At 68.4% G+C, this 17,113-nt stretch carries 17 protein-coding genes; 7 read left to right on the top strand and 10 right to left on the bottom strand.

The genetic code is table 11. The features are described from left to right. Nucleotides 1-36: 36 nt before the first annotated feature. From purH to sfnG, 5 genes are all read right to left on the bottom strand, one after another. A complete protein-coding gene (gene purH / locus H7K45_RS01920) occupies nt 37-1,608 on the bottom strand; it encodes a bifunctional phosphoribosylaminoimidazolecarboxamide formyltransferase/IMP cyclohydrolase (RefSeq protein ID WP_263994245.1) in 1,572 nt (523 codons plus the stop codon). A 14-nt stretch (nt 1,609-1,622) separates the two neighbouring features. Next, complete coding sequence (gene purN / locus H7K45_RS01915; protein WP_263994030.1) at nt 1,623-2,252, bottom strand: phosphoribosylglycinamide formyltransferase; 630 nt, start codon at nt 2,250-2,252, stop codon at nt 1,623-1,625. A gap of 10 nt (nt 2,253-2,262) precedes the next feature. Further along, nucleotides 2,263-3,852 carry a cell division protein PerM gene (locus H7K45_RS01910; RefSeq protein WP_263994028.1) on the bottom strand — a complete coding sequence of 530 codons (1,590 nt, stop codon included), beginning with the start codon at nt 3,850-3,852 and terminating at the stop codon, nt 2,263-2,265. A 61-nt stretch (nt 3,853-3,913) separates the two neighbouring features. After that, nucleotides 3,914-4,861, bottom strand: coding sequence for a DUF5336 domain-containing protein (locus tag H7K45_RS01905; protein WP_263994027.1), 948 nt, complete (start codon nt 4,859-4,861; stop codon nt 3,914-3,916). 88 nt (nt 4,862-4,949) lie between these two features. Beyond that, a complete protein-coding gene (gene sfnG, locus H7K45_RS01900; protein ID WP_263994026.1) occupies nt 4,950-6,080 on the bottom strand; it encodes a dimethylsulfone monooxygenase SfnG in 1,131 nt (376 codons plus the stop codon). 115 nt (nt 6,081-6,195) lie between these two features. Here sfnG and H7K45_RS01895 point away from each other — a divergent pair, with 115 nt between their 5' ends. Both H7K45_RS01895 and H7K45_RS01890 read left to right on the top strand, forming a co-directional pair. Then, nucleotides 6,196-7,044 carry an LLM class F420-dependent oxidoreductase gene (locus H7K45_RS01895; RefSeq protein ID WP_263994025.1) on the top strand — a complete coding sequence of 283 codons (849 nt, stop codon included), beginning with the start codon at nt 6,196-6,198 and terminating at the stop codon, nt 7,042-7,044. A 46-nt stretch (nt 7,045-7,090) separates the two neighbouring features. Beyond that, nucleotides 7,091-7,867 (top strand): class I SAM-dependent methyltransferase, encoded by a 777-nt coding sequence (locus H7K45_RS01890; protein ID WP_263994024.1) that lies wholly within the window; start codon nt 7,091-7,093, stop codon nt 7,865-7,867. Here H7K45_RS01890 and H7K45_RS01885 read toward each other — a convergent pair. From H7K45_RS01885 to H7K45_RS31420, 5 genes are all read right to left on the bottom strand, one after another. Beyond that, nucleotides 7,845-9,380, bottom strand: a complete 1,536-nt coding sequence (locus H7K45_RS01885; RefSeq protein WP_263994023.1) for an acetyl-CoA acetyltransferase — start codon at nt 9,378-9,380, stop codon at nt 7,845-7,847. The two genes, H7K45_RS01890 and H7K45_RS01885, sit on opposite strands and share 23 nt — an antisense overlap. Nucleotides 9,381-9,492: 112 nt before the next feature. Beyond that, on the bottom strand, nt 9,493-10,065 hold the full coding sequence (locus tag H7K45_RS01880; RefSeq protein WP_263994022.1) for a YbhB/YbcL family Raf kinase inhibitor-like protein: 573 nt from the start codon (nt 10,063-10,065) through the stop codon (nt 9,493-9,495). Continuing rightward, nucleotides 10,062-10,823: an SDR family NAD(P)-dependent oxidoreductase gene (locus H7K45_RS01875; protein ID WP_263994021.1), complete on the bottom strand. Its 762-nt coding sequence runs from the start codon at nt 10,821-10,823 to the stop codon at nt 10,062-10,064. Before H7K45_RS01875 ends, H7K45_RS01880 begins: the two co-directional genes overlap by 4 nt. 38 nt (nt 10,824-10,861) lie before the next feature. After that, nucleotides 10,862-11,995, bottom strand: a complete 1,134-nt coding sequence (locus tag H7K45_RS01870; protein WP_263994020.1) for an LLM class flavin-dependent oxidoreductase — start codon at nt 11,993-11,995, stop codon at nt 10,862-10,864. Nucleotides 11,996-12,047: 52 nt separating this feature from the next. After that, nucleotides 12,048-12,845, bottom strand: a complete 798-nt coding sequence (locus H7K45_RS31420; RefSeq protein WP_263994019.1) for an IclR family transcriptional regulator — start codon at nt 12,843-12,845, stop codon at nt 12,048-12,050. A 174-nt stretch (nt 12,846-13,019) separates the two neighbouring features. Here H7K45_RS31420 and H7K45_RS01860 point away from each other — a divergent pair, with 174 nt between their 5' ends. Genes H7K45_RS01860 through H7K45_RS01840 form a run of 5 tightly spaced genes read left to right on the top strand, consistent with a single transcriptional unit; the run spans nt 13,020 to nt 17,106 of the window. Beyond that, a complete protein-coding gene (locus tag H7K45_RS01860) occupies nt 13,020-13,955 on the top strand; it encodes an isocitrate lyase/PEP mutase family protein (RefSeq protein ID WP_263994018.1) in 936 nt (311 codons plus the stop codon). Continuing rightward, on the top strand, nt 13,948-15,207 hold the full coding sequence (locus H7K45_RS01855; protein ID WP_263994017.1) for a 3-isopropylmalate dehydratase large subunit: 1,260 nt from the start codon (nt 13,948-13,950) through the stop codon (nt 15,205-15,207). Before H7K45_RS01860 ends, H7K45_RS01855 begins: the two co-directional genes overlap by 8 nt. Then, nucleotides 15,204-15,737, top strand: coding sequence for a LeuD/DmdB family oxidoreductase small subunit (locus H7K45_RS01850; RefSeq protein WP_263994016.1), 534 nt, complete (start codon nt 15,204-15,206; stop codon nt 15,735-15,737). Before H7K45_RS01855 ends, H7K45_RS01850 begins: the two co-directional genes overlap by 4 nt. Further along, a complete protein-coding gene (locus H7K45_RS01845; RefSeq protein WP_263994015.1) occupies nt 15,734-16,165 on the top strand; it encodes a flavin reductase family protein in 432 nt (143 codons plus the stop codon). Before H7K45_RS01850 ends, H7K45_RS01845 begins: the two co-directional genes overlap by 4 nt. Next, the gene (locus H7K45_RS01840) at nt 16,162-17,106 is read left to right on the top strand and encodes an NAD-dependent epimerase/dehydratase family protein (RefSeq protein WP_263994014.1); all 945 of its coding nucleotides are present in this window, start codon (nt 16,162-16,164) and stop codon (nt 17,104-17,106) included. The genes H7K45_RS01845 and H7K45_RS01840 overlap by 4 nt, the downstream gene beginning before the upstream one ends. Nucleotides 17,107-17,113: the final 7 nt, after the last annotated feature.

Genomic DNA, 17,113 nt, shown 5'->3' with positions numbered 1-17,113 from the left:
TGCTCTCAGCGAAATTACGGTGACGTCACCACGCCCCTAGTGCGCGAAGTGGCGCGCACCGGTGAGGTACAGCGCGATGCCGGCCGCCTCGGCCGCTGCGGTCACCACGTCGTCGCGCATCGACCCGCCGGGATGGACGATGGCCGTCACCCCCGCCGCGGTCAGCACCTCGAGCCCGTCCGGGAACGGGAAGAAGGCGTCCGAGGATGCCACCGCCCCGCGGACGCGGTCGCCCGCACGTTCGACGGCCAGCCGCGCCGCGTCGACCCGGTTGACCTGACCCATGCCGACGCCCACGGTGGCGCCGTCCTTGGCGACGACGATCGCGTTCGACTTCACCGCACGGCAGGCGCGCCAGGCGAACACCAGATCGGCGAAGATGTCGGCGTCGACCGGCGTGCCGGTGGCCAGGGTCCAGGTGGCGGGGTCGTCGCCGGGGGCGTCGACTGCGTCGCGCTGTTGAACCAGCAGGCCCCCGCTGACCTGGCGGAATTCCGGCCCTCCGACGCGCGGCTCGGAGGCAACCAGCACGCGAATGTTCTTCTTGCCGGCCAATATTTCGACCGCACCCGGCTCGTAGGCCGGGGCGATGATCACCTCGGTGAAGATGTCGGCGACCGTCGTGGCCATCTCGACGCTGACCGTGGTGTTGGCCGCGATGACGCCGCCGAACGCGCTCAGCGGGTCGCACTCGTGGGCCTTGCGGTGCGCGTCGGCGACCGAGACCGACGACACCGCGATGCCACACGGGTTGGCGTGCTTGATGATAGCCACGCAGGTCTGCTCGTAGTCGAACGCGGCGCGCCAGGCGGCGTCGGCGTCGGTGTAGTTGTTGTAGGACATCTCCTTGCCGTGCAACTGCTCGGCCTGCGCGAGGCCGGGCCACGCCGAATCGTCGCGGTAGAGCGCGGCTTGCTGGTGGGGGTTCTCGCCGTAGCGAAGCACCGCGGCCCGCTTCCACGTGCCGCCGAACCACTCTGGCGGTCCGGCCTGGTCGACCTCCGGGGAAAGCACCGACCCCATCCAGCTGGCAACGGCGACGTCGTACTCGGCGGTGTGCCGGAAGGCCAAGGCCGCCAACCGCTTCCGCTCCGCGAGGGTGAAGCCACCCTCGCGGACCGCGGCCAGCACTCCGTCGTACCCACGGGGTTCGACGACGACCGCGACGCTGGGGTGGTTCTTGGCGGCGGCGCGAACCATCGACGGGCCGCCGATGTCGATCTGCTCGACGCACTCGTCCTCGGTGGCGCCGGATTCGACGGTCTCGGTGAACGGGTAGAGGTTCACGACGACCAATTCGAAGGCCGCGACGCCGAGTTCGTCGAGCGCGGCGAGGTGCTCGGCCTTGCGGGTGTCGGCCAGCAAGCCGGCGTGCACCCTGGGGTGCAGGGTCTTCACGCGGCCGTCGAGCACCTCGGGAAAGCCGGTGACCTCCTCGACCGGCGTGACCGGGACACCGCTGGCGGCAATGGTCTTCGCCGTCGAACCGGTCGAGACGATCGCGACGCCCGCCTCGTGGAGGCCGCGCGCCAACTCGGCGAGACCCGTCTTGTCGTAGACGCTGATCAGCGCGCGCCGAACCGCCCGTCTGCCGTCGTGGGTGTCCACGTCTACGTCCACGCTCATCCGATCGTTGCCTTTCGTCCAGTCCACGTCACGCCGCGCGTCGCCATCGCGGCAAGTACTTCCACCAACAGTCGTCTCTCGACGACCTTGATCCGTTCGTGCAGGGCGGCCTCGTCGTCGTCGTCGAGGACCGCGACGGCCTCTTGGGCCAAGATCGGCCCGGTGTCCACCCCCGAGTCGACGAGGTGCACGGTGCATCCGGTGACACGCACACCGTAGGCCAGCGAGTCGGGGACCGCGTGCGCGCCAGGGAAGGCAGGCAGCAGGGCCGGGTGGGTGTTGACGATCCGCCCGGCGAAGCGCGAAAGGAACTGGGAGCCAAGGATCTTCATGAACCCAGCCGACACCACGAGATCGGGCTGATGCGCAGCCGCGGCGTCGGTGATGGCGGCGTCCCACGCGTCCCGGTCGGCGTGGTCGCCGAGGCGCGTGGTGAAGGTCGGCAGCGAGGCGGCCTCGGCGATCTCCAGGGCACGGCAGTCACGGTCGGTGCCGACCGCGACCACGCGGGCCGGGAAGTCCCCGACGGTGGCGGCGAGGATCGACTCCAGCAGCGAACCCGTGCCGGAGGCCAGAACGATCAGCCGGGCCGGCGCACTGGGGGGCACGATGATCGGGGGCTGCACGCGATGCAGCCTAATCGGCGGGGCGGTGTGACCCGTCGCTGGTGTGGTCTTCCCCGGCAGAGAGGTCGTCGTCGGCGAAGTAGTGCGCCTCGGGGTCGTCGTCGAAGTCGAGCGCATCGCGGTGGGTCGGCCGCATCGAGCGCGGCGGTATCCGCGCCTCGGGCTCGGATCTCGGCCCGGGCACGACCTCTGCCTCGATCTCGGGTCGGGCCTCGACTTCGAGGTCGCGGCGAGGCTCGGGATCGCGGCGAGGCTCGGGTGCGGGTTCGATCACTTCGGCTTCGATCACGTCGGGCTCGAACACTTCGGGCTCGAACGCTTCGGGTTCCAGGAACTCCTCGACATCCGGCTCGGGCTCGGACTCGGACTCGGACTCCCCGACGGTCGCCACCGGCGCCGTCTCCGGCTCCACGTCCCGCTCGGGCTCGGGCTCGGGCTCTGGCGCCGCGACCGGGGCGGTACGGGTCTTCGACCGACGCCGCAGCCCCCCGCTCATCACGACGGTCAGGCCGCCGACCGCGACGAACCAGATGAACACCGCGGGACCAAAGGTGGCCTGGTCGACGCCGACGTCGCCGAAGTTGCCGAGTCGGCCGCCGCCGGCGTACCCGAGCAGCGCCATCGCCACGGCCCCGATGACGGCCGCCGCCACCAACTTGCCCGCGGCTTCGGGCAACGGTTCGGCACGCCGCGCGCACTGCTGGCCGACGGCCACGCCCGCGGCTGCGGCGGCGATCAAGAGCGCCACCCAGATGGGTCCCAGCGGCGGGCTGGGCACCGCCGCCAGAATGGGCAGGGCGGGCACGTCGCCGCCCAGCACGGTGAAGGAACTGAACGTCGCCAGCCCGATGTGCGCGCTCGAGCCGACGGCGACCGCCGCGGTCCCGACGATCACGTTGGGGGCGTAGAACATCGACAGCAGTGTCAGGCTCAGCTGACCGAACGCCGAGTCGGTGATGCCGAACAGGGTGTCCATGGTGCCCCAGTGCAGGACCATCGACCCGGCCGCGATCACCCCGGACAGGCCGAACAACGCCAGCACGCCGACCGAGGCCGCGCGGAACGCCTCCGGCAACCAGCCGGGCACGTAGGGCAGTCGAAGCAACCGGGGCGCCACCCTGGGTCCGACGCCGATGAGCGCGCCTGCCAGGTGCACCGTCAGCACGCAGCCGAACGCAAGCGTCGCCCCCGGCGTCTGAAGTTCCGTCAACACCGAGGACGCGTCGTGGATCACCGCCAGAGCGACGGCGGCGATCAGCAGCGGGCCGCCGAGGGCCGATGCCACGATCCACCGGATCACGAACCAGGACGTGCCTGCCTTGGTCGCCGCTGCCGTGGTGCGGGCGGTCCCCCACACCATCAGCAGCAGCGGCAGCAGTGGCATGACGCCGAGTTCGGCGCCGCCGATCGAGACCGGCACCCCGTGGACGCCGAGCCACATGCTGGCGATCGCCCCGAACGCACCGGTCATGTCGCTGTTGGCGATGACCAACTGCACCAGCACCACGGCGGCGATCACCGCGACGGCGATGGCCGACGGCCCGAACGCGACCCGAAGCAGGTCGCGCGCCTGCCGCGTGCCGACTGGCCGGTTGTCCACTAGCTGCGTCGCTCCTCGCACGATCTCCCGCGCGCGACGGGTGCGTGCGCGCCGCTAGCGATTATGACGGTGGCGGGGCGGATTGCGGCGCAGCCTGCTGCTGTGGTGGCTGCGTTTCGAACGACTGGGTCGGCTGAGAGCCAAGCGATCCCTGCGGCGATCCGAAGGCGGGGAATCCCGTCGGCGGCGTGGGTGAGCCGTTCTCGTGCGACCCGGTCTGCTGGCCCGGCTGCGGGGTCTGCTGGCCGGACTGCGGGGTCTGCTGACCACCGGGCTGCGAGGTCGGCTGAGCGCCGAAGCCACCGGTCGTCGGGTTGTTGGGGTAGCCGCCGTACTGCGGCTGCGGGTATCCACCGCGCTGGCCGGGGCCCTGCTGGTGCAGCGGCGCGGTGTGCTGGTGCTGACCCTGCGGCTGACCGTAGTACTGCCCCGGCGCGCCGTACTGGCCGTACGGGTTCTGGTCGTACTTCGGCTTGGGGGTGGGGGCGCTGACGACGCCTGCCTCCAGCAGCAGCGCGGCAACGGCCGCGATCACCTGGAGCACCGAGAAGACGATGATCAGGTACAGCGCCCAGCCGAACGTCACGCCCGAGGGCAGGCCGACGATCTGAGACAGCACGATCAGCAGTGCGAGCACCGAGAGGATGGCGACCCAGGTGTAGGACCGGCCAAGCTTGGGCAGCAGGCTGGCCCCGGCGAGCAGGGCGGCGACGAGCGCCACCGCGGTCGCGAGCGTGATCCCGATGGGCGTCGTGCTCACCGATCCACCGATCGGGCCGAAGCCGGGCAGATTCGGTGCGTTGATCGTGAACACCGGGCCGAAGTTGGCCAGGTAGACGAACAATCCGAGTACCGCGACGGCAGCGGCCAGGTAGACGGGCAACTTGCTTGGGCCGGCCGGTGCCGCCTCCGGAGTCTGTCCATAGTGCTGCGCGGGCGCGGAATACTGCCCCGCGGACGGCCCGGACGGGTAACCGGAGTTACCGGGCGGGCCCGATGGGTACGACATGTCCCCTCCTCTGATGGGCGATTGGTTCACCCACGCTAGCGCACCAAGCTTTGGGGTCGGCCCGTGCGCACGCCAGCGCGACGAGGTGTCAGGCCGAAACCAGCACCGGCTGGTCGCGTGAATCCTCTTCGGACCGTTCGATTTCGCGCACCAGCGGGAGGACCTTGGCGCCGAAGTACTCGATCTCCTCCTGGAAGTGAAGGAACCCACCGAGGATCAGGTCGACGCCGCGCTTGCGGTAGGCGACGATGCGTTCGGCGATCTGCTCGGGCGTGCCGATCAGCTGGGTCCGGAAGCCGTCGTTGTACTGAACGAGGTCCTCGAACGACGAGTCCGCCCACATGCCCTTCTTGTCGCCGGTCGCGTTGCCCGCCTGCTGCACGGCCCCGCGGAAGCCCTCCACGGCGGGCTTGTTGGCCTTGGCGATGATCTCCTTGAGGACTTCCTTTGCTTCTCTTTCCGTGTCACGGGCGATGATGAAGCCGTTGAGGCCCACCTTGACCTCGCGGCCGACGGTGCGGGCGTGGTCGCGAACCTCGACGACCTGTTCGGTGATGCCGTCGAAGTCCTTGCCGTTGGAGAAGTACCAGTCGGAGTACAGCCCGCCGTTGCGGCGGGCGGCGGTCGAGTTACCGCCCTGGAAGATCTCCGGGTTCGGCCGCTCCGGGGTGTTGACCGGCTTGGGCTTGAGGGTGAAGTCGTGGATGCGGTAGAAGTCGCCGCGGAAGTCCACGTCGTCCTCGGTCCAGATCTTGCGCAGCACCTGGAGGAACTCGGCGCTGCGGCGGTACCGCTCGTCGTGTTCGAGCCACGGCTCACCCAGGTGGGTGAATTCGTCCTTGAACCAGCCCGAGACGACGTTGACGGCGAAGCGGCCGTTGCTGAGGTGGTCCGCCGTCGCGCCCAGCTTGGCGAGCACCGCGGGCTGCCACAAGCCGGGGTGGACGGCGGCGATGACCTTGAGCCGCTCGGTGGCCAGCAGTAGGGCGAGGCTGAAGCTGGTGGATTCGTGCTGGTATTCGGCGCCGTAACTGGCTTCGTACCGGACCTGGGACAGGGCGTACTCGAAGCCGTTGTTCTCCGCGGTCTGCGCGAGCTTCTTGTTGTACTCGTAATTCCAGTCCGTGCGCTGCTCGATGTCGCTGGTCACGAGGCCGCCACTGACGTTGGGCACCCAGTAGGCGAACTTGACGTGGTCGGCGATGCGTTCGGTCGTCATGGTGTGTCATCCCAGTTGGTCGGTCGACACTGGTCACGGGTATTGATCCGTCAGATTCCAACACCGAGGTGTCAGACCTTGCGCCCGGGTACTAGAACACGTTCTAATTCTGCCCATGGACTACGGGCTCGTTCTCTTCACCAGCGATCGCGGGATAGCTCCGGCGGCAGCGGCCACACTCGCGGACGACCACGGCTTCCACACGTTCTACGTGCCCGAGCACACCCACATCCCCATCAAGCGGGAGGCCGCCCACCCGACCACCGGTGACGAGTCGCTGCCCGACGACCGCTACATGCGCACGCTCGACCCGTGGGTCAGCCTGGGCACCGCCGCCGCGGTGACGACGAGGGTGCGGCTCTCGACGGCCGTCGCACTGCCCGTGGAACACGACTGCATCACGCTGGCCAAGTCCATCGCCACCCTCGACCACCTCTCCGGCGGGCGCGTCAGCCTCGGTGTCGGATTCGGTTGGAATACCGACGAACTCACCGACCACAACGTGCCGCCGGGGCGCCGCCGCACCATGTTGCGCGAGTACCTGGAGGCGATGCGTGCGTTGTGGACGCAGGAGGAGGCCGAATACGACGGCGAGTTCGTGAAATTCGGCCCCAGCTGGGCCTGGCCGAAACCCGTTCAGCCGCACATTCCCGTGCTCGTCGGCGCCGCGGGCACCGAGAAGAACTTCAGGTGGATCGCCAAGTCGGCCGACGGCTGGATCACCACGCCGCGTGACTTCGACATCGACGCGCCCGTGAAGCTGCTGCAGGACACCTGGGCCGCCGCCGGTCGCGACGGCGCACCGCAGATCGTCGCGCTGGACTTCAAGCCCGACCCCGACAAGCTGGCCCGCTGGGCCGATCTCGGCGTCACCGAGGTGCTCTTCGGGTTGCCGGACAAGTCCGAAGTCGAGGTCGCCGGCTACGTGGAGAGACTGGCGGGCAAGCTCGCGGCTCTGGTCTGATCCGCTCCCTCAGAGGCTTCTCAGCCGCAGAGCGCATCCTGGTGGCATGGCTGAGCAGGCACCCGTCTTCACCGACCGTCGTCGAGCCGAGTCGTTCGGCTCGGTCGCCGAGGACTACGACCGCTACCGGCCCCGGTATCCCGACGCGCTGATCGCACGGTTGGTGACAGCGCCAGGTCTACGCGTCCTCGACGTGGGGGCGGGTACCGGGATCTCGTCGGCTCAGCTCGCAGGTGCCGGAGCCGACGTCCTCGCCGTCGAGCCCGACGCGCAGATGGCGGCGCTCTGTGCCGCGAAGGGAATCCCGGTCGAGCGCAACACCTTCGAGCAGTGGCAGCCGCGTGACCGCACCTTCGATCTGGTGACCTTCGGGCAGTCGTTTCACTGGGTGGACCCCGACGTGGCCTTGCCGAAGCTCGCGAGGCTCTTGACCCCCGGCGGGCGACTGGCGCTGATGTGGAACCGCATCACCGCCAACGACTCGGTGCGTCGGGAACTCGAACGCGTCTCCGCCCAGTACGGCGTCACCACACCGGCCGCCACGTCCGGCAGCAACGCCGAGACCGCGCTGCAGGCGCTGCTGCGTCGCACCGAGTTCACCTCCGAGCGCGTCGAGGTGCGCGAGGAACTGCACTATTCGACCGAGGATTGGCTCAGTCTGGTGTTCACCCACTCCAACCACGTGGTGTTGGAGCACGCCGCGAAGACCGAGTTGCGCGGCCGCTTGGCCACTCTCATCGGCGACGACGGAGTGGACGCGGTCAACGAGGCGCTCGCCCTGATCTGCACGCGGTCGAACGTCACGCCAGCGTCGCGCGGTTGACCCCGTCCTCGGTCGACTTCACGGCGATCGTCGCGCCCAGCGGGTCTCCCCCGGTCATCAGCGCCACCAGGTCGTCGTCCTCGGTCAGCGCCATGAAGCGGGTGTCGTCGGCGGCGAGCCGCCCGATGATCACACCCGTCGTCGTCGGCCAGTCGTAGCGCACCGAATAGGTCTCGATCGTCCCGGGGCCGTCGGCATGCCGGGTCACCGGGACCGTCGGCAGGGCCGCGATGTCTGCCTGCAACGCTTCGCTGCGGTCGGGGGCCCACTCGGCGGGCACGGTCGAGTACACGCCGACGGAGTACTTGCTCATCACGCCGCCGTTGGCGCCGACGAGACCGAACGACCCTGGGCGGTCCCGCATCTGGGCGACCGTCTCGGCGATGCCGTGCAGCGAGTAGCTGTTGCCGGGGCCACCGAAGTACGGCAGCCCGCCGGTGAGCGTGAGCCCCCGCGGATCGTCGGGCTGGAGGCCGAACTCGTCGCACACCGCGAACACCGGGAAGGGGAAGCAGCTGTAGAGATCGAAGGTCGCCACGTCGTCGACGCCGGTGCCGGCCCCGCGAAGCGCTTCTGCCACGGCGTTCCTCGCGGCGTGGCTGACGCTCAGGTCGACGCGGTCCAGCAGGTCCTGCTCGGTCAGGTCGGCGTGGCCGCGCAGATATATCCACTTGGCCTCCGGCACGCCGAGGCGCTGGGCGGCGGCGACCGACATCACCACCGCCGCCGCGCCCTGGTTGACGGTGTCGCGGGCCACCATCAGCCGCGGGTAGGGGTCGCAGATCATCCGATTCTCGACGGTGACCGTCTCGATCTCGTCGACCGACCGCTCGACCGGCGACGACGCGAACGGGTTCTTCGCGGCGACCCTCGTGAAGGGTGCGAACAGCTCGGCCATCCGGTGCCGGTAGTCCGTCACGCCAAGACCAAGGCGCCCGCGACGCGCGTTGTCGAGCAGTCCGTACTGCACCGGCGCACCCGTCAGCCCATGCGTGGCGGTGTACTCGGACATGTACTGCTCGAAGCCGTAGCCGCGGTCCTCCAGTTGGCCGCCGACGGTCTCGCTGTGGTCTGGCCCGTTGTCGCGGCCTGCGAAGGTCTTCAACGTCGAGCCGTTCTCCGAGCCGAGAATCAGCGCCGCCTCGATCTCACCCGCCGCGATCGCCCCGCTCAGCTCAGTCACCAGATGCTGAGGGCCGTTGCCGCCGATGGGTTCGAGAATCGCGCGCGCCGGATCGGCCCCCACGCGGCGGGCCACCGATCGGACGTAGTTGTCCGATGCCCCCAGGGGCGGGTCGCCGAACGGCGTGCAGATCTCGAATTGCCGCAGCCCGGCGAACACCTCGATCGCGCGGGCGACGGCCACCTCGTCGGCGCCGGTGTCCGAGAGGGCGGCGCGTACCGCTTCGGTGGCGAGCTCGACCGACGACATGCCGCGATAGTCGGGGGCGTCGACGCGCTCGGTGAACTGCCCGACCCCGACGACGACGGGGGTGCGTGGGTCGACCGGCATGCGAACCTCCTGGCGTGTACTGATTCGCCAGGCTAATAGAACACGTTCCTGTTTCGCCAATTCGCGCCGCTCACTCCGGTGGCGGACGACCGCGCTCACCAGAGCAAACGTGTCACGCCCGTTCGACGAAGCCGTCGAGTCGACCGCGGGCCAGCACGCGCGTGGGAGTCTTCAACGCGGTCCGGAGGTTCTTTCGGGCGTGGTCCGGGATCGGGTCGGCGAGGGCGAACAGTTGGAAGACATACCGGTGGGGACCGTGGCCCCGGATGGGCGCCGGACCCTCATATCCCCTTCCGAGCAGGACCTTCAGGAGCTGGACGCCGTCGCCGACGGTGGAAGCGCTGAGCCCACCGGCGGGCAGCGACGTCACCTCGGGGTCGATCAGCGCGGCGACGTGCGCCAGCGGACGGGGCAACGGGACGTCGACGTCTTCGACGACGAGAAGCAGTTCGGCGGTCGACGGTGGGGCCGCCGACCAGGTCAGGCTCGGCGATCGATTGGCGCCACCGATTCTGGTGGCCGCGTGGGCGCGTGGAATGGTCGACTCGTGGCCGAAGTCCGCGCTCGTCAGGCCGAGGTCGTCGGTTGCCCTCAGCGCGGGGCGGTTCCAGACGAGTTTGGCTTGGCCGGCCCTGACGGGCACGAGAAGCGCGCCAAGACCGCGCCGTGGGTGGTCCTGGTTCACGTCGCCGTCGCACCGCCGTCGACGAACATGGCGCTTCCCGTGACGAAGGACGACTCGTCGCTTGCGAGGAACAGCGCCGCCGCGGCCACTTCCTCGGGTCGTCCCAACCGGCCGGTGAGGTGCTGTGCGGTCAGATGGTCGAGAACGGCGCCCTGCTGGTCCTCGGGCAGCAGCGAGACGAAGCTTCGCGGCATCGGGGTGTCGACGACGCCGGGAAGGATGGCGTTGACCCTGATGCCCGGTGCGAGATCGACGGCGGCGACGCGCGAGAGCAACACCACACCAGCCTTGGCCGCCCCGTAGATCGCCATGTTGGGCAGCGCCACCGAGCCGCCGGCCGACGACGTGTTGACGATGGACCCGCCCGGGTTGGTCATCCTGGGCGCGAAGGCGCGAATCATCAGGAACACCGACTTGGAGTTGACGTCGTGGACGCGATCCCAGTCCTCGACCGTCGACTCCAAGATGTGCTTGCCCAGAATGATTCCCGCGTTGTTGTACAGCACGTCGACGAGACGGTCGGCCGTCACCTCGGTCGCGAGTCGACCAACCTGCTCTTCAGACGACACGTCGACGGTGCGGAACGTGAAGTCGTAACCCTGCGCCGTCAGTTCGCGTTCGAGTTCCGTGCCGGCCTCAGTCGACAGGTCGACGCCCACCACCGATGCGCCCTCACTGCAGAACAGACGGCTCGCCGCTCGCCCCACTCCACCGGCGACGCCGGTGATCACCGCGTACTTTCCATCCAGACGTCCCACGAATTGCCCTTCCCGATACTCGGATGCTGGTTCGGCCGTCAGGCTCGGAGTCCGGCTTGGCGCAGCAGCGGCAGCACCGACTCGCCGAAGTGCTCGAGCCCGCGCTCGTAGTCGTGGAAACCCAGTGTCACGCCCGAGATTCCAGCGTTCTCCAGGCCGATCAGGCGATCGGTGATCTGCTCTGGAGTGCCGAGGAAGACCGGGGTGCCCCATCCCGTGATGAACGCGTCCTCGGTGGCTTGGGCCAAGATCTCGTCGAACGAGCCGCTCTGGATGCCGAGGACCTGCATCAGGTTTCGTGCGGCCTCTCGGTCGCCGCCGTCGACGACGGATCGCAGTTGGTCATGCGCCTCCTCTTCGGTGTCGGCGCACACCACGTAGGCGCCGGAGAAGACCAGCGGATTGCGGTGGTACTTGTCGAAGGCGTCGCTCTTGAACCTCTGAATGCGTTCGGCAGCGGTGGCCGGATCCTTGACGGCGATGAAGCTGACGTCGGCATGTCGGGCGGAGAAGTCGCTCCCCGCCGGTGACGCTCCGGCATTCATGATCACCGGGTGCGGCCGCTGAATCGGCTTGGGCCAGGACTGAGCATCCTTGACCGAATAGAACGCGCCGTCGACGGAGAACGGGTCCTCCTCGGTCCACAGTCGCTTGACGATGTGAAGCCATTCGTCGCCCACGCGATAACGCTCGTCGTGCTCTCGCTGCGAGGAACCGAACATCTCCAGTTCTGGTGTGAACCAGCCCATTACGAGGTTGAGGCCAAACCGTCCGTTGGAGATGTGGTCGACGGTGGCGGCCTGTTTGGCGGCGACGATCGGATGGATGACGGGGACGTGCGAGGTGGCGAAGACCATGATGCGTTCGGTGACCTGCGCCAGGCCGGCCGCCCAGGTGTAGGTGTCGAACGACTCGCCGTTGAAGTTGGTCGCTCCGCCGAAACCACGCCAGCGGCTGACGGGAACGACCATGTCGAGTCCCATGGCGTCGCTCTGCCGTGCAAGCTTGCGGGTGTGCTCCCAGCTCACTTCGTACGTCGTCGGGGCCTCGCTGATGCTCAGTCCGTAGCTGACGTTGGTCGCGAACGTGCCCAACTTGAGCTTGTTCTCGTCGTCGTAGATGGCCAGGTGCGATCTACCTTCGGCGAGGTCGGTGGCGAGGGGTGCGGGCATCTGACTCTTCCTGTCGATTTCGTTGTGCTCGTTGAGGATTGAGGCTTCTGGCCTAGTGTGTCCGAGTGGCCGCTGCGGCGTCCCGGTCGTCGAGGTGGGCGACGTGGCCCAGGCGTTGGGAGATCGACAGCCCGGCGGCGGCGATCAGTGGACCGAATTCGGCCGACGCCGCGGCGGTGAGCCGGAAGGTCGGACCGCCGACGGCGATGGCGGCGGTGATGTCGCCGGACGAGTCGAAGATCGGCGCGGCAATCGAACTGAGCCCCGGCTCGCGCTCCTCGGAGGTGTAGGACCACCCTTCCCGACGGACGACCTCGAGCGTGCGGCGAAGTTGCGCGGCATCGGTGGTGGTCGCGTCGGTGAAGCGCGTGAGGCCTGCGGCCAGGGCCGCCGCCAGCGCGTCGGGATCGAAGGCCATGAAGGCCTTTCCCGCGGCGCCGGCGTGCATGGGCATCACCTGACCGACGTATCCGTTGAAGACGATCGACCGCTCGGACATCGCGATGGCGACGCCGACGCGGACGGCGCCCTGGCGGACGTAGATGCCGGTGGTCTCGCCCGTCAGATCCCGAATCTGGTCGATCACCGGTCCGGCGGCAACCATGAGGTCGGACGCGGCCCGGGCGGGAGCCGACCAGACGAGCACCCGTAGGCCGAGCCGGTAGTAGTTCCCGTCCCGCTCGAGCAGGCGTTGCACCACGAGATTCTTGACGATGCGGGCCACCGTGGTGGCGGGCAGACCCGTGATGTCGCGGATCTCGCCCACTTGAAGTCGCGGTTGCCTCTTGGAGAAGCAGTCCAGAACCAAGCACACCCGCTCGATCACCCGAACTGATCCGTCTTCCGTCACCTGGCACCTCGGCTCCACTAGATGGTTTTCAATTCCGTCAGACGGAGTGACCGTAGTCACCGGATTGTGCCGGTGTCAATGCACCAAAAGCCGCCTCGCGAAACTGATACACGGTGTTGACAGCCTGATCGCCCCGTCTTAGCGTCACCACTGTATGGTTTTCACATCCACTGAATGGACTCCACGCTTATGTCCTCGACATCCGCACCCCACGCCGACTGCGCCGCGCCGAGGGCCTCGGGTAGCGCCGCGACGGCGGCGCTGCTACGGGAACTGATCGAGGGCGAAGAGCTCGTCGTGGCCCCCGGCGTCTACGACGGAATCTCGGCGGCCGTAGTGGAGCACTCGACGTCTCCACTCGCCTACCTGACGGGTGCCGGAGTATCCGCCTCGGCGGTCGGCCTGCCGGACGTCGGTCTGACGACCATGACCGAAATGGTCACGCAGCTCGCGGCAATCGCCCGCGTGTTGTCCAAACCCCTGATTGCCGACGCCGACACCGGTTTCGGCGACGTGACCAACCTCTACCGCACGGTCATCGAGTACGAGCGCCTCGGCGTCGCCGGCATCCAGATCGAGGACCAGATCTTCCCCAAACGCTGCGGCCACCTCGACGACAAGACGGTCGTCGACGCCGACGAGTTCACCGCCAAGATCCGCGCCGCCGCCGACGCGCGGACCGACATGCTCGTCATCGCGCGCACCGACGCGCGGGCCGCATACGGGCTCGACGAGGCGTTGCGCCGGGCGGCGCTGTACGTCGACGCCGGCGCCGACGTCATCTTCGTCGAGGCACCCGAGACCGTGGACGAAATCGCGCGCATACCACGGGAAGTCGAGGCACCGGTGCTGTTCAATCTCGTCCCCCGGGGCAAGACCCCCGAGGTCACGCTGAGCCAGCTCCAAGATTTCGGCTACGCGCTGGTCATCGCGCCCGCCGCAGGAATCGGCGGAGCCGTTCGGGGAATCACGGCAGCCCTCGACGCCCTCGGCAGCGGCGACGTCAGCGGCACCGGCACGGCATCGCCGCACGAATTCTTCACGATGCTCGACCTGCCCTTCTGGCAAGACCTCCGCGCGACCTACGCCAGCGGTGACGCGCGTGCCTAACACGATGATCGAGGCCATTCTCGCCGCGTCGTCGGGCCACGCCGACGTCACGCCGGGGCAGATCGTCACCTGCGACGTGGACATGACGGTGGTGATCGACGTGCAGTTCGCCCAACTCCGCCTGGCCGACATCGTGGCCGTGCACGACCCCCGGAAGGTTGCCGTCGTCATGGACCACGCCGTCCCCGCCCCCACGGTGCGTGACGCCGTGCACGGCACCCGGGCGAGAGCCTTTGCGCGCCAACACGGCATCGAGCGCTTCTTCGACGTCGGCAGGCACGGGATCGTGCACCAGGTGATCGACGAGCAAGGCTTGGCACTCCCCGGAACCGTCGTGGCCTGTACCGACTCGCACACCTGCGCCGCGGGGGCAATGAACTCCGCCGCCCGAGGCCTCGGGCCCGCCGAGATCCTGCAGATGCTGTGTACCGGCAAGACCTGGCACCGGGTTCCCGAAACGATCCGGTACGAACTGGTGGGCACCAAACCACCCCACGTCAACGGCAAGGACGTCTTCCTTGCCATCGCCGGTCGATACGGAGACGCCACCGATCATGCACTCGAGTTCGGCGGGCCGGGATTGGCGAGCGTGCCGATGAGCGACCGCCGCACCATCGCCACCCAGGGCGCCGAGATCGGCGCCGACTTCACGCTGTTCCCGGCCGACGACGTGTGCCTCCGACACGTGTCGCAGACCGCACCGGGGGCCACCTTCACAGCGCGCGAGGCCGACGCCGACGCCCGCTACGCCGCAGTACGCGTGGTCGACCTCGACACCATCGAGCCGATGGTCGCCCGGCCCGGCACGGTCATCCACAACGCCTCGCCGGCAAATGAACTCACCGAAGTACGGATCGACCAGGCGTTCATCGGCTCCTGCGCCAACGGCCAACTCGCCGATCTCGAAGTCGCTGCGAGCGTCGTCGCGGGCCGCCGGGTGGCCGACGGCGTTCGGCTGATCGTCACGCCCGCTTCTCAACGGGTCTACAAGGACGCGGTCGACCTTGGCTACGTGTCCACCCTCGTCGACGCTGGCGCGGTCGTGACCAACTCGACCTGCGGAGCGTGCTTCGGCTACCACATGGGAGTCCTGGCCCCCGACGAAGTGTGCATCACCGCCAGCACCCGCAACTTTCGCGGCCGGATGGGAAGTACCGAGGCATCCATCTACATGGCCTCACCGGCGACCGTCGCGTCGTCGGCCGTCGCCGGGTACATCACCGCGCCTGCGACGGCGGTGGTCGACTCGTGAGACCACTGATCGCTCGCGGCAAGGCCTGGGTCTTCGGCGACGAGGTCAACACCGACGACATGTATCCCGGCTTCGCCATGAAGATGCCCATCGCGCAAGCGGCGCAGCACATGTTCGACGCGACGCGTCCCGACTGGCCCAGCCTCGTGCAGCCGGGAGACGTCGTGGTGGCGGGCCGGAACTTCGGCATCGGGTCCAGCCGACCCGTGGGTGAGCTCTTCCTGCAACACGGGGTGAGTTGCTTGATCGCCGAACAGTTCAACTCGCTGTTCCTCCGCAACGTCCTGAACTACGGGCTGCCCGCGATCACCCTTCCGCACGCCCGCGAGATCCTCGCCGAGGGTGACCTCCTGGAGATCGACCTGCGCGCCGCCACGCTGCACGACGTCACACGGGACAGCACACACACGTTCGTGCCGTTTCCGAACTTCATCGTCGACGTCCTCGACGCCGGTGGACTGATGAACCAACTCGAGGCCGGCGGCTACCTTCGCACTCCGCACTCCCCCGCACCCGGGCCTCAGTCATGAAGCTCGACGCCGTCCCGTCGGACCCCGCCGCCCTGCGCGTGCTGTTCGCCCAGATCCCCCAGAGTGTCGTCGCGCTGTGCGGACTCGATGCGTCGGGAACACCACACGGGGTGGCCGCGAGTTCCTTCACACCGATCTCCCTGGAACCACCGCTGGTGTCCGTGGCAATGGCCGAGACGTCGACGACGTGGCCGACGCTGCGGAGGATGCCACGTGTCGGCGTCAGCCTGCTGTCGCATTCCCAGGCTGACACCTGTCGGACGCTTGCAGCCAAGGGGCGGGACCGATTCGCCAATCTTCGCTGGAGTTCGACGGTCGGCTCAAGTGCTGTCTTCGTCGACGGCGCCGCCGACGGCCGCGAGCCACTCATCTTCCACGGCAGCGGCTTTCGTCGACTGGCCGCCATCCGACCCCAGGGGATTCAATGACGACGTCAGATGCGACGACCGTGGTGCTCGGCGCCGGCAGTGGACTCGGCGCCGAGATCGCCCGCCAGCTCGTCGCGCTCGGCCACCAGGTGCGCGGGGTGACGCGTAGTGGCAACGGCATTCCGGTCGGCGTCGCCAATCACCGCGCCGACATCTTGGATCGCTCGGCGGCAGTCGCCGCGTGCCGCGGAGCCTCGGTCGTGCACCTGGCCGCGAATGTTCCGTACCCGAACTGGCTCGACACGTTCCCCGCCATGGTCGACAACGCGATCGTCGCGGCGGAGTCCGCGGGCGCGAAGCTGGTGTTCACCGACAACCTCTACGCCTACGGACCGGTCGACGGTCCGATCAGCGAGCAGACCCCCGAGAAACCCGTCGGCCCCAAGGAGAGACTGCGGTCTCGACTCGGCCGCACACTCCTCGACGCGCACGAACGGGGCCGGGTACGGGTGACGATCGGCCGAGTCAGTGACTATTACGGCCCAGATGCCCGAATGTCGCTGCCCGACGAACTCGTCCTCGAACCGCTCGCCCGTGGGCGCAACCCGCTGTGGTTCGCCCCGCTCGACCTTCCGCATACCTTCGGCTACTCCGTCGACACCGCCAAGGCGCTCGTCGTCCTGGGCGACGACGATCGCGCCGACGGCAGAGTGTGGCACACGCCGGCGGCAGAGACCCTCGCGGTCTCGGATTTCATCTCCCTGGCCGGGTCGATCTCGGGCCGGATTCGCAGACCCCTTCGGCTGCCAGGCGCGGTCCCGCGACTGATGTCGTTGTACGACAAGCGCTTACGGGGCTACGGCGAACTCGACCACCAGCGGACCAAGCCGTGGATCGTCGACCACGCCGCGTTCGATCGCACCTTCGGGCCCCTCCCGCTGACTAGCCACGAGGACGGCATCGCGCACACGATCGCCTGGTACCGAGACGCGTTGCGGTAACACCGCC

The organism is Mycobacterium yunnanensis, assembly GCF_025823185.1.
Taxonomy (GTDB): Bacteria; Actinomycetota; Actinomycetes; order Mycobacteriales; family Mycobacteriaceae; genus Mycobacterium; species Mycobacterium yunnanensis.
This window is presented reverse-complemented; position numbering and strand designations above follow the sequence as displayed.